Source organism: Pseudomonas sp. UBA7500 (assembly GCF_002478435.1).
Classification (GTDB): Bacteria; Pseudomonadota; Gammaproteobacteria; order Pseudomonadales; family Pseudomonadaceae; genus Aquipseudomonas; species Aquipseudomonas palmensis.
Genome location: NZ_DLNW01000016.1, coordinates 1 through 19,512, shown reverse-complemented (window position 1 = coordinate 19,512; position 19,512 = coordinate 1). Strand labels below are relative to the sequence as shown.

At 66.7% G+C, this 19,512-nt stretch carries 18 protein-coding genes; 6 read left to right on the top strand and 12 right to left on the bottom strand.

The features are described 5' to 3' along the window. Nucleotides 1-131: 131 nt before the first annotated feature. The 10 genes from B4I46_RS07815 to B4I46_RS07770 all read right to left on the bottom strand — a co-directional run bounded on the left by B4I46_RS07815 (nucleotide 132) and on the right by B4I46_RS07770 (nucleotide 9,842). Nucleotides 132-1,532: an efflux transporter outer membrane subunit gene (locus B4I46_RS07815; protein WP_286899463.1), complete on the bottom strand. Its 1,401-nt coding sequence runs from the start codon at nucleotides 1,530-1,532 to the stop codon at nucleotides 132-134. After that, nucleotides 1,529-2,404 carry an HlyD family secretion protein gene (locus B4I46_RS07810; protein ID WP_253086546.1) on the bottom strand — a complete coding sequence of 292 codons (876 nt, stop codon included), beginning with the start codon at nucleotides 2,402-2,404 and terminating at the stop codon, nucleotides 1,529-1,531. The genes B4I46_RS07815 and B4I46_RS07810 overlap by 4 nt, the downstream gene beginning before the upstream one ends. Further along, nucleotides 2,401-2,613: a DUF1656 domain-containing protein gene (locus tag B4I46_RS07805; RefSeq protein ID WP_043861322.1), complete on the bottom strand. Its 213-nt coding sequence runs from the start codon at nucleotides 2,611-2,613 to the stop codon at nucleotides 2,401-2,403. The genes B4I46_RS07810 and B4I46_RS07805 overlap by 4 nt, the downstream gene beginning before the upstream one ends. After that, nucleotides 2,610-4,700, bottom strand: a complete 2,091-nt coding sequence (locus tag B4I46_RS07800; protein WP_286899458.1) for an FUSC family protein — start codon at nucleotides 4,698-4,700, stop codon at nucleotides 2,610-2,612. Before B4I46_RS07800 ends, B4I46_RS07805 begins: the two co-directional genes overlap by 4 nt. Beyond that, nucleotides 4,697-5,149, bottom strand: a complete 453-nt coding sequence (locus tag B4I46_RS07795; protein ID WP_043861339.1) for a MarR family winged helix-turn-helix transcriptional regulator — start codon at nucleotides 5,147-5,149, stop codon at nucleotides 4,697-4,699. The genes B4I46_RS07800 and B4I46_RS07795 overlap by 4 nt, the downstream gene beginning before the upstream one ends. A 97-nt stretch (nucleotides 5,150-5,246) precedes the next feature. Next, nucleotides 5,247-6,059 (bottom strand): tetratricopeptide repeat protein, encoded by an 813-nt coding sequence (locus B4I46_RS07790; RefSeq protein WP_286899454.1) that lies wholly within the window; start codon nucleotides 6,057-6,059, stop codon nucleotides 5,247-5,249. A 90-nt stretch (nucleotides 6,060-6,149) separates the two neighbouring features. Then, nucleotides 6,150-7,019: an ABC transporter permease gene (locus B4I46_RS07785; protein ID WP_286899451.1), complete on the bottom strand. Its 870-nt coding sequence runs from the start codon at nucleotides 7,017-7,019 to the stop codon at nucleotides 6,150-6,152. Nucleotides 7,020-7,034: 15 nt separating this feature from the next. Beyond that, the gene (locus B4I46_RS07780; protein WP_043861326.1) at nucleotides 7,035-7,898 is read right to left on the bottom strand and encodes an ABC transporter ATP-binding protein; all 864 of its coding nucleotides are present in this window, start codon (nucleotides 7,896-7,898) and stop codon (nucleotides 7,035-7,037) included. 4 nt (nucleotides 7,899-7,902) lie between these two features. After that, nucleotides 7,903-8,922, bottom strand: a complete 1,020-nt coding sequence (locus tag B4I46_RS07775; protein WP_078481728.1) for an ABC transporter substrate-binding protein — start codon at nucleotides 8,920-8,922, stop codon at nucleotides 7,903-7,905. Nucleotides 8,923-8,942: 20 nt separating this feature from the next. Continuing rightward, nucleotides 8,943-9,842, bottom strand: a complete 900-nt coding sequence (locus B4I46_RS07770; protein ID WP_043861328.1) for a TauD/TfdA dioxygenase family protein — start codon at nucleotides 9,840-9,842, stop codon at nucleotides 8,943-8,945. Nucleotides 9,843-10,010: 168 nt separating this feature from the next. On the opposite strand from B4I46_RS07770, the gene B4I46_RS07765 reads away from it, so the two are divergent. Beyond that, nucleotides 10,011-10,322, top strand: a complete 312-nt coding sequence (locus B4I46_RS07765) for a hypothetical protein (protein WP_043861329.1) — start codon at nucleotides 10,011-10,013, stop codon at nucleotides 10,320-10,322. A gap of 76 nt (nucleotides 10,323-10,398) precedes the next feature. Here B4I46_RS07765 and lapD read toward each other — a convergent pair whose 3' ends face one another. Both lapD and lapG read right to left on the bottom strand, forming a co-directional pair. Next, nucleotides 10,399-12,336: a cyclic di-GMP receptor LapD gene (lapD, locus tag B4I46_RS07760; protein ID WP_286899441.1), complete on the bottom strand. Its 1,938-nt coding sequence runs from the start codon at nucleotides 12,334-12,336 to the stop codon at nucleotides 10,399-10,401. 9 nt (nucleotides 12,337-12,345) lie between these two features. Further along, on the bottom strand, nucleotides 12,346-13,038 hold the full coding sequence (lapG, locus tag B4I46_RS07755) for a cysteine protease LapG (RefSeq protein ID WP_043861331.1): 693 nt from the start codon (nucleotides 13,036-13,038) through the stop codon (nucleotides 12,346-12,348). 211 nt (nucleotides 13,039-13,249) lie between these two features. Here lapG and B4I46_RS07750 point away from each other — a divergent pair, with 211 nt between their 5' ends. The 5 genes from B4I46_RS07750 (at nucleotide 13,250) to B4I46_RS07730 (ending at nucleotide 19,352) form a co-directional block, all read left to right on the top strand. Beyond that, a complete protein-coding gene (locus B4I46_RS07750) occupies nucleotides 13,250-13,939 on the top strand; it encodes a GntR family transcriptional regulator (protein WP_088513906.1) in 690 nt (229 codons plus the stop codon). A gap of 95 nt (nucleotides 13,940-14,034) precedes the next feature. After that, nucleotides 14,035-14,532: a sigma-70 family RNA polymerase sigma factor gene (locus B4I46_RS07745; protein ID WP_054915945.1), complete on the top strand. Its 498-nt coding sequence runs from the start codon at nucleotides 14,035-14,037 to the stop codon at nucleotides 14,530-14,532. Beyond that, complete coding sequence (locus B4I46_RS07740; protein WP_043861333.1) at nucleotides 14,522-15,490, top strand: FecR domain-containing protein; 969 nt, start codon at nucleotides 14,522-14,524, stop codon at nucleotides 15,488-15,490. The genes B4I46_RS07745 and B4I46_RS07740 overlap by 11 nt, the downstream gene beginning before the upstream one ends. Nucleotides 15,491-15,711: 221 nt before the next feature. Further along, nucleotides 15,712-18,087 (top strand): TonB-dependent siderophore receptor, encoded by a 2,376-nt coding sequence (locus tag B4I46_RS07735; protein ID WP_376787169.1) that lies wholly within the window; start codon nucleotides 15,712-15,714, stop codon nucleotides 18,085-18,087. An 86-nt stretch (nucleotides 18,088-18,173) separates the two neighbouring features. Beyond that, a complete protein-coding gene (locus B4I46_RS07730) occupies nucleotides 18,174-19,352 on the top strand; it encodes a PepSY-associated TM helix domain-containing protein (protein ID WP_286899433.1) in 1,179 nt (392 codons plus the stop codon). Nucleotides 19,353-19,512: the final 160 nt, after the last annotated feature.

The window sequence follows — 19,512 nt, the reverse complement described above, 5'->3', positions numbered from 1 at the left end:
GATGCCGATGGCGTCGCTCGAGGGTGGGTGGGGGCCGCTTTGCGGCCCAATCGCGGGTCAAGCCCGCTCCCACAAGGATCACCGCTGCCCATGTGGGAGCGGGCCAGAATGGCCTTGCAAGATAGCGGTTGCTACCAGCCGCCGCCCAGCGCCAGGAACAAGCCGATCTGCCCCATCGCGACCTGGGTATTGGCCGCCGCCAGCTGCGCACGCATGTCGGTGTAGGTGCGCGTGGCCTGCAGGTCGGCCAGGAACGATTCACGCCCGGCCTTGAAGAACCGGTGGGTCTGGTCGGCCGCCAGTTGCGCCGAGCGCTCGGCCTCGGCCAGCGCGTCGCGCCGGTCAAGCAGCGCGCTGTACTGCGCCAGGCTGGTCTGGGTCTCGCGGATGGCGTTGAGCACCACCCCGTCGAAATGCGCCAGCGCCGCCTGGGTCGAGGCCTCGGCCTGGCGAATGCGTGCCCGCGAACCATTGGTGGGCACGGTCCAGGTCAGCAGCGGACCAAAGCCCCAGCGGTTGGTCGCCGGCTTGCCCAGGTTCTCGAGGATGCCGATGGTGCCCACCTGCGCGCCGATGCTGATGTCCGGGTACAGCTGCCCGGTGGCCACGCCGATGCCGGCAGTGGCCGCCGCCAGGCTGCGTTCGGCCTGGCGGATGTCGGGGCGGCGCTTGAGCAGCGCGGCGCCATCGCCCACCGGCACACGTTGCGCGATGTGCGGCAGCTCGGCGCAGTGCGCGGTACCCGCCGGCAGTTGCTCGACCGGCTTGGCCAGCAGCATCGACAAGGTGTACAGGCCCGCCTCGCGCATGGCCTGGTAACGCGGCAGTTCGGCGCGCAGCGACTTGAACTGGGTCTCGGTGCGCGTCACCTGGGTTTCGTCACCGCGCCCGGCATCACGCAGGCGCTGGGTGAGGGTCACGCTCTGCTCCTGCAGGTCCAGCGAGGCCCGTGCGATGTGGTATTCCTCGTTGGCCGCGCACACCTGGGTGTAGGCCCGCACCACATCCGCCACCAGGGTGATGCGGGCGGTGTCGGCGGCAGCCTGGGTGGCGTCGGCGTGGGCCTGGGCGGCCTCGACGCCGCGCTTGAGCGTGCCCCACAGGTCGAACTGGTACGAGGCGCTGAGGATCGCCTCGCCGATGTTGGCCACCGGCACCTTGTCGGGTTGCAGAAAGGCTTCGCCGGACTCCTGCAGGCGCTGCGCACCCAGCTTGACCCCACCATTGAACCCGCCCTGGGCATCGGCCTCCTCGACCTGTGCCCGCGCCCGCGCGATGTTCGCCGCGGCCACGCGCAGTTCGGTGTTGGCGGCCAGCGCCTGGTTGACCAGCGCGTCGAGACGCGGGTCCTGGTAGAGGTGCCACCAGTTGGCGGGCACCGGTGCCGAGACCACGCTGTCGGCGTCGCTGCGCAACGCGCCCTGCAGGTCGCCGCGATTGACCGCCGCCTCCTTGGGCACGCTGTAGTCGGGCCCGACCATCTGGCAGGCCGACAGCAGCAACCCTGCGCCCAGCAGCGCAAAGCGTTTCATCGGGCGGCATCCTCGATGATCGACACCGTGGCAGTGCGCCCGGCGATCATGCGAAAGTTTTCCGGCACCTCGTCGAATGCGATGCGCACCGGAATGCGCTGCGCCAGGCGCACCCAGCTGAACGCCGGGTTGACGTTGGGCAGCAGGTTGGCGCCACTGCTGCGGTCACGGTCCTCGATGCCTGCGGCGATGCTCTGCACGCGACCGCGCAGGCGCGCGTCGTCGCCCATCACGCGGATATCCACGGCCTGGCCGATATGGATGCCGCCCAGCTTGGTCTCTTCGAAATAGCCATCGACGTGGTAGGAGTTGCTGTCGACCACCGACAGCACCGGGCGCCCGGCGCTGACGAACTCGTGGGCGCGCGGGGCGCGGTCGTTGAGGTAGCCGTCGACCGGGCTGCGTACCACCGAACGGTCGAGGTTCAGCTGCGCCGCGTCCACCGCCACCTGCGCCTCGGCCAGGGCCGATTGCGCGCGGGCCTGGCGCGACTGGCTTTCTTCGAGCTGCTCCTGCGCCACCAGGTTGCCCAGGCCACGGTTGCGGCGCGCCTCGCGCTGCGCCTGGGCCAGGGTTTCACGGCGTTCGGCCAGGGTCGCCTGGGCCTGGCGCAGGGCCAGGTGGAAGCGGTCCTGGTCGATGCTGAACAGCACGTCGCCGCGCTTGACCACCTGGTTGTCGCGTACCGACACCTGCTGGATCAGCCCGGACACATCGGGGGCGATCTGGATCACGTCGGCGCGGATGTGGCCGTCGCGGGTCCAGGGGGCGAACATGTAGTACAGCACCATCTGCCACACCAGCACGGTTGCCAGCGTTACCACCAGCAGGGTCAGGACCACGCGGCCCAGGGTCAGTAAGGGTTTTTTCATGGCAGCATCAGGCTTCGGCAAAAGTGGTCGACCGTGCCCAGCAGCACGGCGTAGAGAGCAACGTTGAACAGCGCCCGGTGCCAGACCAGGCGGTAGAAGTGCAGGCGCGTGAGTACCGCGTGCACCCCCAGGAACAGCACATAGGTGAACACCATCATCACCAGCAGCGTGGGCAGAAATACCCCGCTGATATCCAGTTCACCGATCACAGGGGGGCTCCATCGATGCCGTAGGGCAGTTGCGGTTGATCGTCGGACGGTTCCAGCACCACCTCCACCCCCGGCAGCAGCGCCAGGCGCAGGCCGCTCAGGGCATGCAGCAGGTGCACGCGGGTTTCCCCGCAGTCGGCCATGGCCTCAAGGTTCAGGGCATGCCGCGCACGCTCCATGCTGCGCAGCAGGTCGGCCGGCGCATGCAGGCGGCGGCGGGCCTTGAGGCACGCCTGAAAGTGCGCACCCACCTCAGCGATCACCTGCGCCAGCGCCGCCTGTGCCGGCGACGTGGCCCGTGGCATGTAGGCCAGCAGGTCGAGCAGGTTGAGCCCCACGCGCAGGTCGCGCAGCGCGCTGTTGGTGTCCTGGCCGGTCTGGGTCAGGCGCGGCAGGTGCTGCATCAGGCGGTCGAGCATCTGCACGCCGAGGCGCCGGTGTTCGGCCAGGCTGGCCGGGCGGGTCATGCCGACGATGTCGTGCCAGCTGAAGCGGGTCAGGCGCTTGGCCGCCAGCTCCACGCCGAACGGGCGCACCACCAGGGTCCAGATGAAGGCGAACAGCAGCCCCACCGGGCCGGCCAGGTTGGCGTTGGCAAAGGTCAGGAAGTCCGCGTCGTAGGCGCCCTGGATGCTGATGAACGAGGCGGTGTTGACGATGGTGAGCAAGGTGCCCAGGTAGAAGCGCGGCTGCACGGTGAGGGTGCCGACGCAGATGAACGGCACGGCGAACGCCAGTACCAGCATCGGGAAGTCATGCAGGTTGGGCAGCACCAGGAACAGGTAGAGGCTGGCAAACACCACCGACAGGGTGGTCCAGAAGAAGAACCGGTAGATCTGCGGCGCGGGATCGTCCATGGCCGCGAAGAAACTGCACGCCACCGCCGCGAGGATCACGGCGCTGGCGCCGTCGGGCCAGCCGAGCAGTATCCACAGCGCGGTGGCGGCGAGGATCGCGGTGAAGGTGGAGAACACCGAGTAGAGCATCAGCCCACGGTCGAAGAACGGCGTCAGGCGGCCCAGGCGCCAGTGCCGGTACACCGCGCGCCAGGGCGACAGGTCTTCGTCGCGGATGGCGTGCTGCAGGCTGCAGCAGTCCTGCCACAGGTCGATCCATTCGCCCAGCCGGTAGAGGGCATTGGACAGCAGCAGGCCGGGGCGCTCGTCGAGGGCGGCGACACTCGGTTGCAGGCGTTCGAGCTGCTCGCGCAGGGCCGTCCAGCGCGCCACCGAGGCGTCTTCGGCGCTGGCCTGCAACCAGCTGCGGGCCTGCTCCAGCAAGCCTTGCAGTTGCGCCGCCTGGGCCGGGGCGCGGCCTTCGAGGGCCAGCAGCGCGTCGTCGAGGGCGTCGATCACCGGGAACAGGTGGATCATGCGCCCGCGCAGCTCGCGGGCATTCTTGACCGTCTGCGGCCGCGCGCCCTCGTGGGACAGCTGGCCGATCATCATCTCCAGCGAGTTGAAGGTGGTGACCATCGAGGCGCGCAGCCCGCCCACGGTTTCGGGCGTGGCCTGGCGGGCAAGAAAGGTGTCGCAGTAGCGGATCGCCTCGGCGAACCAGTTGCCGGTGGCGCCGACCACCACCGGGGTGAGCCGGCGCGGCCAGAAGATCGCCCCGACCACCGCCGCGCAGACGATGCCCAGGCAGATTTCCTGGGCCCGCGAGGAGGCGATGTCGAATACCGCCAGCGGGTTGTCCACCACCGGCAGGGCGATCATCGGCAGGGTGTAGCCGGCCAGCATCAGCGCGTAGCTGTTGGCGGTGCGCAGGTGCAGCGAGAGAAACAGCAGGGTGCCGGTCCACAGGGCGATGGCGCAGGTGAGCAGCACCGGGGTCTGAACCAGCAGCGGCACCAGGAACACCGCCCCCGCCGCGCCCAGCAGTGTACCCAGGGCGCGGTACAGGGCCTTGGAGCTGGTGGGCCCGACGAACGGGCTGGAGACGATGTAGACCGTGGCCATCGCCCAGTAGGGGCGCGGCAGTTGCATGAGCAGGGCGATGTACAGGGCGATCATCGACGCGGCGAAGGTGCGCACGCCGTAGAACCAGTCCCGCGCCGGCGGCATGGCGCTGAAGAAGTCCTTCATGAAGGCACGCCCGGCGAGCGCTGCGCGGCGTCTTCGAAGGCGCGCACCACACGCAGCGCCGCTTCGAGGTCGGCGGGCGGGATGTCGTGCAGCACCTGGCGGCGCAGGCGCACCAGCTCGGCCTCGATCGCCTCGGCCAGCTCGCGCCCGCGCGGGGTCAGGCTCAGGGCCTTGGCGCGGCGGTCACCGGGGGCTTCGCTGCGGCATACGAAACCGGCGCTGCACAGCTGGTCGAGCAGGCGCACCAGCGACGGGCTTTCAAGCCCTGCGGCCTGGGCTACCGCCACCTGGTGCACGCCATCGCCCAGGCGCACGATCATCAGCAGTGGTACCGCGCAGGCTTCGGAGATGCCGTAGCCGACCAGCGTGGCCTGGCAGATGCGCCGCCAGTGACGGCTGGCCGCGACCATGCCGCTGCTGATGTTCAGTTGCAGTGCATCAAGATTCATGGGCAAGGTGTCGAGATTCATAGTTTGCTAACTATCAATATTCTTCGATCAACGCCCCGGGCGTCAATAGCGGCAATGCGGCATCCGTCGGCCGAGGTCAGCGCCGGTACTGGTCTTCGTGTTTCAGGGTCAGCGCCCGCGGGCTGCCCAGGCTGATCGCCCGGTCACGCCAGAACAGATAGCGCATGGGGTTGCCGGCCACGCTGAAATGCATGGCCAGTTCCTCGGCCGCCGGCATCACCCCCGCTGCGGCCGCCAGCTCCAGCCAGTACACGGCGAGCCTGGCATCGGCCCGCACCTGCTGGCCATGCAGGAGGCGGTAGCCGATCTCGAACCGGCAGCGCCCATCGCCGCGCTGGGCGCCCTGCATGAACCAGTCGTAGGCGCGCTGCGGATCGACCTGCCAGGTTTGCAGGTGGGTATCGCAGATCTCTTCTTCGTAGAGGTCGCCCAGCGCCGCGGCGGCTTCGTCCAGGCCGCGCTCGAAGGCCTGCCGGTAGCACTCGGCGGCGCTGGCGTAGGCGATGGTCACGCCCTTGCCGAAATAGTGCTGCTGGCCCAGGTTGTACCAGGCCACCGCACTGCCCTGCAGCGCCGCCATGCGCAGCAGGCGCCCGGCCAGGGCCGGTTCGGCACGCCAGTACTTGCCGTTGAGCCATACCCAGCCGAGGTCGTTGAGCGCCACCACGCTGCCATCCAGCGCATGCTGGCGCAGGTCGGCATACACCACCTGCAGGTCGACGGCTTCGTCCAGGCGGTTGACCAGGCAGAAGCCCCTGCCGAGCACCGCACGCTGGGCCGGCATGCCGATGCCGGCCGTGTGGCGCTGGGTCTGCCCGCCCGGATCGGGGGCGATCGCCCTGGGCAACAGCCGCGCGAGCAGTGGGTAGATGGTGCTGGCAGCAGACAACGGTTCATCCCTGACTGACCGGTGGGTGGCCCATGCCACCCTGTGAGGCAAGCCTAGACAAGGACGCGCACTTTTGTCGCCCCGATGCGCTCAGCGCTGCATGCCCCAGCGCCGTACTGTGACGCGCTCGAGGGTATTGAACACCAGGCTCTCGACCAGCAGGCCGATGAGGATCACCACGGCCAGGCCGGCGAACACCTTGTCGGTGTACAGCTCGTTGCGGTTCTGGAAGATGTACCAGCCCAGCCCGCCCTTGCCGCTGGTGGCACCGAACACCAGTTCGGCGGCGATCAGGGTGCGCCAGGCGAACGCCCAGCCGATCTTGAGCCCCGACAGGATCGACGGCAGCGCCGCCGGAATCAGGATGTGCACCACCAGACGCAAGCCGCGCAGCCCGTAGTTGCGCCCGGCCATGCGCAGGGTTTCGGACACACCCATGAAGCCGGCATAGGTGTTGAGCGCCAGCGCCCACAGCACCGAGTGCACCAGCACGAAGATCAGGCTGTTGTCGCCCAGGCCGAACCACAGCAGCGCCAGCGGCAGCAGGGCAATGGCCGGCAGCGGGTTGAACATCGAGGTCAGGCTGCTGAGCAGGTCGCGGCCGATCTGGGTCGACACGGCCAGGCTGGTGAGGCCGAAGGCCAGCACGATGCCCAGCAGGTAGCCCTTGAGCAGCACCACCAGCGACACCCCGACCTTGGCCGGCAGTTCGCCGCTGAGCAGGCCGTCGTACAGCGCCGCGGCGGTTTGCAGGAAGCTGGGCAGCAACAGGTCGTTGCCCTGATAGCGCGCCACGGCTTCCCAGGCCAGCGCCAGCAGGATCAGGATCAGGCTCTTGCGCAGCCAGCCCTGTTGCCACAGGCGCTGGCCCAGGGGCAGCTCGCGTTCCAGCGGTACGCTGAGCAGGGGTTCAAGGGTGACTTCGTACTCCTGACGCGGAGCCGGTGCAGAGATGGTCATCGGTGGGGCTCCCGGTCAGTAGGCGATGCGGATGTCGGTGAAATCCAGGGCGGCGTCCTGCTCGGCGGCGGCATCATCGTCGAACAGCAGACGATGGATGCGCCGCGCGCTGGCCTGGAAGTCGGCAGCGCCCAGGCTGTGCAGGTCGTACTGGTGACTGTGGATCTCGGCGCGCACGCGCCCCGGGTGCGGCGACAGCAGCAGGATGCGGTTGCCCACCACCAGCGCCTCCTCGATGGAGTGGGTGACGAACAGCAGGGTGAAGCGCACCTCCTCCCACAACAGCAGCAGTTCTTCCTGCATCTTGCGCCGGGTCAACGCGTCGAGGGCGGCAAAGGGTTCGTCCATGAGCAGGATCTTGGGCTGCATGGCCAGCGCCCGGGCGATGGCCACGCGCGCCTTCATGCCGCCGGAGAGGGTGTGCGGGTATGCATCGGCAAATGCCGCCAGGCCGACCTTGTCCAGGTAATGCAGGGCGCGCTGTTCGGCCTCGGCGCGCTTGAGCGTGCCGGAGGCCAGCAGCGGGAACATCACGTTCTGCCTGACGGTTTTCCACGGCGGCAGCTGGTCGAACTCCTGGAACACCACGATGCGGTCCGGGCCCGGCCCGTGCACCGGCTGGCCCTGCAGGCGGATCGCGCCCTCACGGGGCTCGATGAAGCCGGCCACGGCCTTGAGCAAGGTCGACTTGCCGCAACCTGAGGGGCCGAGCAGGACGAAACGGTCAGCCTTGTCCACTTCGAAGCTGACCTGGTGGGTGGCCCGCACCACGCGCTGGGCGGTGCGGTATTCGAGGCTGAGGTTGTCCACCTGCAGCAGCGCCGGTGCGCTCACGGGGCTCAGGTTGCTGGCCGTGTGGCCTGGCAAGCGGGCGGTCATGCGCTCAGCTCCCCTGCAGTGGCTTGGCGTCCTGGAAGAAGTAGTCCTTCCACGATTCGGGTTTGTGCTTGATCGCGCCGATGCGGTACATGAAGTCGGCCAGCTTGTAGGTGTTCTTCGGCGTGACGCTGAATTCGTATTGCGGGTTGTCGATGATCTTGAGCAGCGCCTCGCGGTCGATCTTGGCCTTGGTCACGCGAATGTAGGTATCGGCCGCCGCGCCCTTGTCGTGCTGGGCGAAGTCGGCCGCCTCGGCCAGGGCGTCGACGAAGGCCTGGTAGGTTTTGGGGTTGTCGTTGCGGAATTTTTCGGTGGCGAACAGCACGGTGGGCGAGTTGGGGCCGAGCAGGTCGTAGGTGTCGAGCACCACGTGCACATTCTTGTTGGCCAGCGCCTGGTCCTGGAACGGCGGGTTGGAGAAGTGCGCATTGAGCTCGGTGCCGCCGGCCAGCAGCGCGGCGGTGGCGTCGGGGTGCGGGACCGCCAGGGTGTACTTGTCCAGGCGCGCGTAGTCCTTGTCGCCCCACTGCTGGGCGGCGGCGTACTGCAGGAAGCGCGACTGCACCGAGACGCCAACCGCCGGCAGGGCGATGCGGTCCTTTTCGGTGAAGTCGGCGATGGTCTTGACGTTGGGGTTGCTGCTGACCAGGTAGTACGGGAAGTTGCCCAGCGAGGCCACGGCCTTGACGTTCTGGCGGCCGTAGGTGCGGTCCCAGATGGTCAGCAGCGGGCCGACGCCGGCACCGGCGATGTCCACCGAGCCGGACAGCAGCGCGTCGTTGATCGCGGCGCCGCCCGAGAGCTGGGTCCAGTCGACCTTGATGTCGATGCCCTGGGCCTTGCCGTGCTTCTCGATCAGGTGCTGGTCGCGCACCACGTTGAGCAGCAGGTAGACGATGCCGAACTGTTCGGCGATGCGGATTTCACCTTCGGCCTGGGCCGTGGCGGGGGCGACGAGGCTGCCGGCGAGCAGGCTGACGCCCAGGCCGATGCTGGCCGCCAGGCGGCTGATTGAGTTGCGCATGCGATACTCCTGAAGACGGGTCAGAACGGGGCGTCGCCCTGGATGGTGGTGCGGTACAGCTTGCGGCGCAGGTGCGCGGGGCAGCCGGCGGCCAGGTGGATCAGCGAGCGGTTGTCCCAGAACACCAGGTCGTGGGGTTGCCACTGGTGGCGGTAGATGTTGTGTTCGAGCACGCTGTGGGCGTACAGCTCGGCCAGGATCTGGCGGCTTTCGTCCTCGGGCAGGCCGACGATGCGGGTGGTGAAGCCCTCGCTGACGAACAGCGCCTTGCGCCCGTTTTCCGGGTGGGTACGCACCACCGGGTGGATCACTTCCTGCACCTGGGCCAGTTGCTCGGCGGTGAGCGTGGGGCGCCAGTTGCCTTCGAATTTGGTTTCGCTGTAGCGCGCGGTGTAGGAGTGCGCGGCGCTGCGGCCTTCGACGGCGGCACGCAGGTGGGCGGGCAACTGGTCCCAGGCCTTGTGCATGTCGGCGAACAGGGTATCGCCGCCCTCGCTGGGCAGCTCCTGGGCATGCAGCATCGAGCCCAGGCTGGGCAGTTCCTTGTAGGAGAGGTCCGAGTGCCAGAACTTGCCGGCATCGCCCAGGCCGATGTTCTGGCCGTTCTCGATGATGTTGGAGACGATCAGGATCTCGGGGTGGCCGCCGAGCAGGAACTGCTTGAGCACGTGGATCTGCAACACGCCGAAACGGCGGCTGAAGTCGATCTGCTGCTGGGGGGTGATGCGCTGGTCGCGGAACACCACCACATGGTGGTCCAGGTGCGCGCGGTGGATGCGCGCAAAATCGCCAGCGTTGACCGGACGGCTCAGGTCCAGGCCGATGATCTCGGCGCCCACGGCACCGGCAAACGGACGAATCTCGAAGGCTTGGGGTTGGGCGCTGTCGGTGTACGACAAGGCGCCAGGGGCCGCTGACATATCTTTTCACTCCCACGTGTCGGGTCGGTAACTGCGCGTGGAAATAAATATAAATGCATAAGAAAAATAATTTAAATACCTTTAGAGAATAAGCATAGAGAGCGTTGTCCGCCTCGCGTGGCCTATGCTGCTGAGGCCATCATGCAGATGTCATCAGGGGGAAAGGCCATGTTCTATGTGCAACGCGACACCCGTGGGCAGATCGTGCGGTTGGAGTCGACGCCCTTTGCCGAGGAGAACGAAGCGCTGCCCAACGATTCGCCGGAGGCTCAGGCCTGGTTTGCCAAGAAACTGCAGCAGAGCGACCTGGACATGATCCGGGTGCTGGAGGACTTGATCGAGGTACTGACCAGCAAGGGCGTGATCAGCATCACCGACCTGCCGGCGAGCGCACAGGCCAAGCTGCTCAGCCGTTCGAGCGCGCGCCAGACCATGGGGGGTTTGAACAAGCTGATCGATGAGGAGCGGCCGTTGATCTAGCAGCTTCGCCGGCCAGGCCGGCGCCTGCGGGGTTCACCGCCGCCTGCAGGCGCCGGCGTGGCCGGCGAAGAAGCCACTACGGTGCCCAGGGCCGGGGCTCGCCGATCAAGCGCCCCTGCACCCCGAAAATCCCCATTTCGCGCAGCACCTCCAGTTCGCCTTCGGTTTCCACCCGCTCGGCAATCAATGGCAGGTCGATGCTGTGCGCTGCGCGCTGGATCGCCTCGATGAACAGGCGCTTGTGCGGCTCCTGATCGATGGCGCGGATGAAGCTGCCGTCGACCTTGAGGTACGCCAGGCCCAGGTGCGCCAGGTTGCCGATCATGCTGAAGCGCCCGCCAAAATGCTGCAAGCTCAGCTTGAAGCCCAGCGCGCCCAGTTGCCGTGCCAGCTGCTCGAGCGCGGCCTGGTCGGGCAACTGCTCTTCGCCGATCTCCAGGGTCAGGCGCGGGCCCAGCACCGCGTGACGCCCCAGCAGCCCGTACACCGCCTGCAACGCCTGGGGGTCGGCCAGGGTGGCCGCCGACAGGTTCAGCGCCAGCGCCTGGTCATGGCGCTGCAGGTGGGCCAGCACCTGTTCGAGCATCAGCAGGTCATGCCGGATCGACCAGCCGAAACGCTCGAGCCAGGGCAGGAAGCGCCCGGCGGGGAGGGTTTGCCCATGCCCGTCGGGCAGGCGCGACAGCACCTTGTACTGCAATACGCGGCCCAGCTCGTGCGTCGCCACCACCGGCTGGAAGAACAGCTCGAAGCGGCGCTGGTCGAGGGCGTGTTGCAGCAGGGCATGCCAGTCGTGGTCCAGCAGCGCCGGGGCGTGCGCGGGCAGGCAGACCCACGTCGGCAGCTGCTGGCTCTGCGCCTGGGCCAGGGCTTCGTCGCAGCGCTCGAGCAGGGCCTGCGGGGCGTCGCCCGGGCTGTAGGGGGCCAGGCCGATCCAGGCCACCGGGTTACGGTCGGAAGCACCGGTGTCGTACAGGCTGTGCAGGGTCTGCTCCAGTTCCTGGGCCAGGTGCACGGCCTCGTCATGCACCAGCCCCGGTGCCAGCACGGCGAACTCGCCGCCACGGCTACGGGCGATCAGGTCGAGGGTTTTGGGATAGTGCGCGCACACCCGCTGCACCTGCTGCGCAAGAGCCTGCAGCAGGGCATCGGTGCGCTGGCCGCCCAGGCGCAGGTTGAGCCCGGCCAGGTCCTGCACGTGCACCAGCATCAGGTAGCCGGGGCTATCGTCCTGGGCGCTGAGCCGGGCAGACAGCTGCATCTCGAAGAAGCGCCGGTTGCCCAGGCCGGTCAGGCTGTCCTGCCAGGCCTCGGCGCGCAGGGCTTCACTGCGCTGGGCCTCCTCGAGAAACAGCGCCTTGAGTTTCTCGACCATCTGGTTCATGGCCTGCACCACCCGGCGCAGCTCCGGGGTGCGCGGCAGGCGCAGCGCACTGAGAAACTCGCGACGCGCAATGGCCTGGGACTGCGCCACCAGGTAGTCCAGCGGTCGCAGTTGACGGCGCAGCAGCAGCGCCCCCAGCAGTGCACTGACCACCCCGCAGGCCAGCAGCCAGGCCAGGCTGCCGAGCGCACTGCGCCACAGCTTGGCCAGGGCGAACATCGGGTGGCTGACCACCTCGACCCGCGCCGCCTGCTGCCAGCCGCGGCTGACGATGGCATCGCCGCCGGCCGGCTCCAGGTTGATCAGGCGGATGAACCAGGCCGGCACACCGCTGCTGTCCGGCTCGGCGTGACGCTCCACCAGCAGGGCATTGGGGCCCAGGTCGATCACGCGGATGCTGGCGTAGTAGCCGCTGTCGAAGATGGAGCTGACCATCAGCTCGACCATTGCCGGGTCGTCGATGTTCGGCGTGAGCGACAGCGCCAGCGCGGTGGCGGCGTCCTGCGCATGCGCGCGCAGCTGATTGACGTACTGGCTGCGCGAGCTTTCCAGGCCGACCATGAAGCTGCCGCTGAAGGCGACCACCAGAAACAGGCAGATGGCGAGCAACAATTGCTTGAACAGTGACATCCGCAATCCTCAGTAAGCCGGCTCGGTGGGAAACCCCTCGGCCTGCATCTTCTTCAACAGATCCTGCCAGCGCGACAGGCGCTTGCTGTCGCCGACCTTGCGATTGCCACCCGCCCCGGTCAGCCACAGGCCCTCGCCATTGAAGGCATACACCGGCAGCAGGTCGGTGCGCTGGCTGGCCGGCTCGATGGTGTCGATCAGGCTGTCGAGCACCAGCGGCATCGCCTCTGGAGTGGAATAGTAGGTCAGGACCATGTGCGCGCGATTCTGGCGCAGCGCCTTGACGTAGGTAATGCGCAGTTTCTCGCTGGGGATACCCAGGCGGCGCAGGCTGAAATACTTGGCGATGGCGTAGTCTTCGCAGTCGCCGGCGCCCTTGATCAGTGACTGGATCGGGGTGGACCAGTAGTCGGCCTGCTGCCACAGTTCGGGGTCTTCGACGTAGCGCAACTGGCGATTGAAGAACTGGTTGACCACCTGCAGGCGCTCGGCTTCGCTGCCTTGGCGCTGGGTGGCAAGCAACTGCTGCCAGGCATCGATACGCTGCTGGCCGGCACCAAGGGGGCCGTACAGGGCCTGGGCCTTGCGGCTGATCTGGGAAAAGTCCCAGTCCGCGCGCAGGTTGCCCAGCAATACGCAGCCGAGCAACAGCGCCAGGCCAGCCCGGCGCGGGGTCAGAGGCAAAGCCCAACGTATCGCCAAGGCCGGCGGTCCATGCAGATCGTGGAATCGCGATGGTGCAGGCTGGGCGGGCAAAAGACAATGGCGCACGGCGGCAAGCTTCCAAAGCGCTGCGACTTCATTCAGGATAGCCGCCGCGAACGCCCGCAGGCCCGCGCCGGCCTGAATTTGACAGGCGCAACCGTCATCACTAGGGTCATTGGATCCAATCTTTGCTAGCAGGGCAGTCAGCGTGGCCGAAAAAATCAAACTCCTGAGCATTCTGGGTGACGAGCAGGTGCCTGCTCACCTGGCGCGCAGCGTGATCGAAGAGCGCCTGCGCAGCGCCATCCTCGACGGGCGCCTGGCACCCGGCATGGCGTTGCGCCAACAGGAGCTGGCGACGCTGTTCGGGGTCAGCCGCATGCCGGTGCGCGAGGCCCTGCGTCAGCTGGAGGCGCAGTCGCTGCTGCAGGTGGTGGCGCACAAGGGCGCGGTGGTGGCCCCGCTGATCAGCGAAGATGCGATGGACTCCTACGGGCTACGGGTGATCCTGGAGAGCGAGGCGCTGCGCCAGTCGATCCCGCTGCTGGACGCCGAGGACATCGCCCTGGCCCGGGGCTACATCGAGCAACTGCAGAACGAGACCCGGCACGCCGAGATGGGCCAACTCAACCGCCTGTTGCACATGGCCCTGTACCGCAAGGCGCCCAATCAGAAGTTGCTGCGCCTGATCGACAACGAGTTGAGCGAAGAGGCGCGCTTCCTGCGGTTTCATCTGTCGTCGATGGGGCTGGGCAAGCTGACCCAGGACGATCACATCGCGCTGGTGGACGCAGCCCAGGCCGGCCAGGTGGACGATGCTGTACAGCTTCTGACCCAGCACCTGGACAAGGGCATGCAGGCCATCAGGCAGTACCTGGCCAGCCAGCCGCAGGGCTGAACGCGCCGCCGGGTCGGTCAGTGGTTGCAAATTGCGCAAGGCCCCATAACAATGAGACTAATTATCATTTATGACCTTGGTTGCAGCGCGCCTTCATGTCCTCCCACGACTCTGTGCACAGGCTCTATCAGCAACACCACAGCTGGCTGAACACCTGGCTGCGCTGCCGCCTGGGCAATGCGGCCGATGCCGCGGACCTGGCCCAGGACACCTTCGTGCGCCTGCTGCAGCGGCGCGAACAACTGGAGCTGAATGCACCACGCGCATTCCTGCGTACCATCGCACGGGGGCTGGTGATCGATCACTGGCGCCGCGAAGAGCTGCAGCGTGCCTACCTCGAAGCCCTGGCGCAGCTGCCCGAGGCCGAGGTGCCATCAGCGGAAACCCGCGAGCTGCTGCTGGAGCTACTGGAACGCATTGCGTGCCTGCTCGACGGCCTCAGGCCCAAGGTGCGCACCGCGTTCCTGCTGGCCCAATGCGAAGGGTTGAGCCACAAGCAGATCGCCGAGCAGATGGGTATCTCGCTGCGCTCGGTGGAGCGGTATGTGGCCGACGCCCTCTATCACTGCTACCTGCTGCGCTATGAACCCTAGCCCGCGCGTGGTCAAGCAGGCCATTCACTGGATGCTGCGGGTGCGCGAGAACGGCGCCAGCCCGCAGTTGCAGGCCCAGTGCGAGCAGTGGCGCAGCGCCAGCCACGAGCACGAACTGGCCTGGCAACGGGTGCACAGCCTGCAGCAGGAAATGAACCTGCGTGCGGTGCCGGGCGCCGGTGTCGTCGCCCTGCAGACCCTGGAGAACAGCCAGCAGCGGCTGCACCGGCGCCAGGCCCTGAAGCTGCTGGGCGGCGTGGTGATGCTTGGCTCAGCGGCCTGGGTCAGCAAGGACGTTGGCCTGCTCGACCCGTGGACCTCGGATTTCGCCACGGCCACCGGCGAGCGGCGCAGCGTCCGCCTGCCCGATGGCAGCCTGCTCAATCTCAATACCCATACCGCGGCAGACCTGGCCTTTGACAGCCGCCAGCGCCTGGTGCGCCTCAAGCACGGGGAGTTGATGCTGACCTGCGCCGAACACCCGCTCGGACCGGCTGGGCGGCCGTTGCTGGTGCAGAGCCGCGATGCGCTGCTCGAAGGCTTCGATGGGCGCTTCGTGGTGCGCCAGGAGCGCGACTGCACCCGCGTCACGGTCAGCCAGGGCAAGGTGGCGATCCATCACCCCGGCCCCGCCGGGCTGCAATGGGTGGCTGCTGGCGAAGCCTTTCTGGTGAATGCCCAGGGCGCCACACCCGTGGCGCAGCAGAACATGGACCCCGGTGCCTGGGCCGATGGCCTGATCGTCACGCGCAACATGCGCCTGGGGGACTTCATCGACGAGGTGGCGCGCTACCGCCACGGCTACCTGAGCTGCTCCGACGATATCGCCAACCTGCGCCTGTCCGGGGTGTTCCGCCTGGAAGACACCGACAAGCTGCTGCACCTGCTGCCGCAGACCCTGCCGGTGCATGTCAGCTATCGCACGCGCTGGTGGGTACGCCTGGAACGCCAGGCGTGATGCGCTGATTTTTTTGGCGGGTTTTGTCGGCACGTCCGGCTAGGACAGTAAGCGACTCCCTTCTGCCCTTACCGACCCTACGGATGCTCTTCATGCGCGATACCCTGGCCCAGCCGCGGCTCACTGACAGTAATGAGTTTCAACCTCTCTTAGATTCACGCCTGGGCAAGGCGGTGCGCGCCGCACTGTTCGGTACCGCGCTGGGCCTGGCCAGCGTGCCGATGGTCGCGATGGCCGAACCTGCGGGCAGCGCCAGCCAGCAGTACAACATCCCCGCCGGCTCGCTGGACGAGGTGCTGAACCAGTTCGCACGCCAGGCCGGCATCACGCTGTCGAGCACCCCGCAGATGACCCAGGGCGCGCAATCGCCCGGCCTGCAGGGCAGCTACGCCACCGACCAGGCGCTGCGCCAGTTGCTCAATGGCACGGGGCTGGAGGCGGTGAGCCAGGATGGCACCAGTTATGTGCTGCATGCGGCCCCGCAGGACGCCGCACTGGCATTGCCTACCACCGACGTGCGTGGCTTTGCCTTGGGCAACGCGCTGGGCAGCATGGAGGGCTACAACGCCACCCACAGCCAGATCGCGACCAAGACCAGTACCGCGCTGCTGGAGACCTCGCAGTCGGTGTCGGTGGTGACCCGCCAGCAGATGGACGACCAAGGCGCACAGACGGTCTCGCAGACCATGCGCTACACCCCGGGCGTGCTGACCAACCCGTATGGCGCGACCCACCGCTATGACTATGTGGCCATGCGCGGCTTCAACGATGGCTCGGTGGACAACATCTACATCGACGGCCTGAAGTCGATGGGTGACAGCGGCACCTTCAGCACCATGCAGATCGACCCGTACTTCCTCGAGCGCGTGGATATTCTCAAAGGTCCGTCGTCGGTGCTGTATGGCCGCAGTTCGCCAGGTGGCCTGGTGGCACTGACCACCAAGAAGCCACTGTACGAGACCTTCCGCCAGGTGCAGGCTACCGTCGGCACCCAGGGCCAGCGTGGGGTGGGCTTCGACTTCAGCGGCCCGCTGGACGACGACAAGCGTATCGCCTACCGCCTGACCGGCCTGACGCATCAGTCCGACACCCAGTTCGATCACAACGAAGAAAAGCGCTATGCGCTGGCGCCGACCCTGAGCATCGACTTCACCGAGGACACCTCGCTGACCTTGCAGGCCTACCTGCAGAACGATCCGGAAGGCGGCTACCACGCCGGCGTGCCCGCCGATGGCGCGCTGCACAAACGCAACGGCCAGCGTATCTCGGAGCACTTCTTCGAGGGCGAGCCGGGCATCGACAGCTACGAGCGCAATCAGCAGTCGTTCGGCTACCAGTTCGAGCATCGCTTCAACGACGTGTTCACCGCACGCCAGAACTTCCGCTACCTGGACTCGACGGTGAAGATGGACCAGGTGTACGCCTGGGGCTACGAGTCGCCCACCAGCAACAAGCTGAACCGCTACTACACCGGTGCCGACGAGAAACTGCACTCCTACATCATCGACAACATGCTGCAGGCCGAGTACTTCACCGGCGCGGCCAAGCACACCACGCTGGTGGGCCTGGACTACCAGCGACGCAAGACCGTGGTGGACTGGAGCAGCGGCGGCCTGGCGTCGATCGATGCGTTCAACCCGCAGTACGGCAATTCGCAGATCACCTATTACGCACCGACCAGCTACACCCGGCGCCTGCAGCAGACCGGCATCTACGCCCAGGACCTGATCGAGCTGGACAAGTGGCGCTTCTCGCTGGGGCTGCGGCAGGACTGGGTGAAGACCTCGGATGAGAATCGTATCGCCGAGCCTACCCGCCCACTGGGCACCAAGATCAGCGATGACCGCACCAAGCTCACCGGCCGCGCGGGCGTGCTGTACCTGTTCGACAACGGTATTGCGCCTTACCTGAGCTATTCGGAGTCGTTCAACCCCAACTCCTACGCCGATGCCGCCGGCAACCCGCTGGCACCGACCGAAGGCACCCAGTGGGAGGCCGGTATCAAGTACCAGCCGCCGGGCACCGACAACCTGTTCACCGCCTCGGTGTTCCGCATCGAGCAGGAGAACCTGGCCACCAAACAGCCGCAGGACGACTTCTACTACCCGGTCGGGCAGGTACGTTCCCAAGGCCTGGAGCTGGAAGCGCACATGCAGTTGAGCGAAAACCTCAAGGTGCTGGGCAGCTACACCTTCACCGACATCGAGTACAGCAAGACGATGCCGAGCACCCTGGCTGGCAGCACACTCGACAACAAGGGCAACTCGCCAACCCAGGCGCCAAAGCACATGGCCTCGCTGTGGGCGGACTACAACTTCCGCCAGGGGGTGCTGGACGGTGTGCGCGTAGGCGGTGGCGTGCGTTACGTGGGCTACAGCTGGGTGGATGCGGAAAACACCATGAAGGTACCGTCGTACACCCTGTTCGATGCGTCGGTTGGCTACGACCTGGGCAAGGTCGGGCTCAAGGGCGTGGATGTGCGGCTCAATGCCAACAACCTCACCAACGAGAGCTACATCGCCTCGTGCGCGAGCCTGAACTACTGCTACATGGGTGAAGAGCGCAATGTCAGCGCCACGGTCAGCTATCAGTTCTGACCACACCCCCGTGAGCCGCAAAGCCAGTGCCTGATTCCAGGCGCTGGCTTTGTCGCATCTGGCGACCTGATCTGGAATCCTTTTATATGCGCCACCTCTACGTATTGCTGCACCGCTATATCGGCCTGGCCACCGCGCTGTTCCTTGCCCTGGCAGGGCTCACCGGGAGCGTGCTGGCGTTCAACCACGAGATCGACGAATGGCTGAACCCTTCGTTCTATGAAGCCCCGGCACAAGGCCCCCGCCAGGACCCCGGCAACCTGGTGGACAAGGTGCAGGCCGAATACCCGCGCCTGCAGGTGTGGTACATGGAATACCCCGACGAGCCCGGTCACTCGGCGTTGCTGGCGATGGTGCCGCGCAACGACCCGGCCACTGACAAGCCGTATGCCGAGAAGAACACGGTGTTCTACCTCGACCCGGTCAGCGGCCAGACGCTGGGCCAGCGCTACTGGGGCGAGTGCTGTTTCTCGCGGGAGAACTTCATGCCGTTCGTCCTCGAGCTGCACTACAACCTGACCCTGCCGGGCAACTGGGGGCTGTGGCTGATGGGCGTGGTGGCGATCCTGTGGGTGCTCGACTGCTTCATCGCCCTGCTGCTGACCCTGCCCCGTGGTCGTCCGTTCTGGCGCAAATGGAGCACGGCCTGGAAGATCAAGGGCGGGCATGCGTATCGACTGAACATGGATATCCACAGGGCTGGGGGCTTGTGGCTGTGGCTGCTGCTGTTGCCGGTGGCCGTCAGCAGTGTGGCGATGAACCTGCCCAGCCAGGTGTTCAAGCCGGCGGTGTCGCTGTTCTCGCCGGTGGAACCAAGCGTCTATGAGGCCCGTGGCAGGCTGCCCAGAGAAGAACTGGGGCAGACCCAGCTGACATGGCATCAAGCCCATCAGCTGGCGCAGCAGGAGGGCCAGCGGCTGGGGCTGACGGCGCCGATCGGCGAGTTGTACTACAGCTTCGAGTACAACTTCTATGGCGCCGGTTTCGGACAGCACGACACCGATGCCCAGGGCAAGTCGTGGTTGTTCTTCCATGGCACCGACGGGCGCCTGCTGGGGCAGGAGATCGCTGGCCAGGGCACCCTGGGGGAACGCTTCTACCGGCTGCAACTACCCATACATGGCGGCAGGATCCTCGGCACTACAGGCCAGGTGATGATCGCGGTGCTGGGGTTAGTGATTGCGGTGCTGTCGGTGACAGGGGTGTATATCTGGTGGCGCAAGTTGCTGGCGCGGCGCAGTAGCCGGGCTCGGCGCACTGCATAGACTGAAGGTCGGCTCCTGCAGCCCATTGTGTGCAGGGGCCGGCCTGGCCGGTGCAGAGGGTGGCAGGAACAACCCGCTACCCTAGCCCCTGAAAAGACAAAACCCCTGTCTGCAGCGCAGACAGGGGTTCTGGAATTGAATCTTGACGATGACCTACTCT

Bases quoted from the DNA above. Each gene is read 5' to 3' on its own strand.
- B4I46_RS07795 (WP_043861339.1), bottom strand. From the start codon at position 5,149: ATGAATCTTGATGCACTGCAACTGAACATCAGCAGCGGCATGGTCGCG.
- lapD (WP_286899441.1), bottom strand. From the start codon at position 12,336: ATGTCACTGTTCAAGCAATTGTTGCTCGCCATCTGCCTGTTTCTGGTG.
- B4I46_RS07780 (WP_043861326.1), bottom strand. From the start codon at position 7,898: ATGACCGCCCGCTTGCCAGGCCACACGGCCAGCAACCTGAGCCCCGTG.
- B4I46_RS07785 (WP_286899451.1), bottom strand. From the start codon at position 7,019: ATGACCATCTCTGCACCGGCTCCGCGTCAGGAGTACGAAGTCACCCTT.
- B4I46_RS07810 (WP_253086546.1), bottom strand. From the start codon at position 2,404: ATGAAAAAACCCTTACTGACCCTGGGCCGCGTGGTCCTGACCCTGCTG.
- B4I46_RS07770 (WP_043861328.1), bottom strand. From the start codon at position 9,842: ATGTCAGCGGCCCCTGGCGCCTTGTCGTACACCGACAGCGCCCAACCC.
- B4I46_RS07800 (WP_286899458.1), bottom strand. From the start codon at position 4,700: ATGAAGGACTTCTTCAGCGCCATGCCGCCGGCGCGGGACTGGTTCTAC.
- B4I46_RS07735 (WP_376787169.1), top strand. From the start codon at position 15,712: ATGGTCGCGATGGCCGAACCTGCGGGCAGCGCCAGCCAGCAGTACAAC.
- B4I46_RS07765 (WP_043861329.1), top strand. From the start codon at position 10,011: ATGTTCTATGTGCAACGCGACACCCGTGGGCAGATCGTGCGGTTGGAG.
- B4I46_RS07745 (WP_054915945.1), top strand. From the start codon at position 14,035: ATGTCCTCCCACGACTCTGTGCACAGGCTCTATCAGCAACACCACAGC.
- B4I46_RS07740 (WP_043861333.1), top strand. From the start codon at position 14,522: ATGAACCCTAGCCCGCGCGTGGTCAAGCAGGCCATTCACTGGATGCTG.
- B4I46_RS07775 (WP_078481728.1), bottom strand. From the start codon at position 8,922: ATGCGCAACTCAATCAGCCGCCTGGCGGCCAGCATCGGCCTGGGCGTC.
- B4I46_RS07815 (WP_286899463.1), bottom strand. From the start codon at position 1,532: ATGAAACGCTTTGCGCTGCTGGGCGCAGGGTTGCTGCTGTCGGCCTGC.
- B4I46_RS07730 (WP_286899433.1), top strand. From the start codon at position 18,174: ATGCGCCACCTCTACGTATTGCTGCACCGCTATATCGGCCTGGCCACC.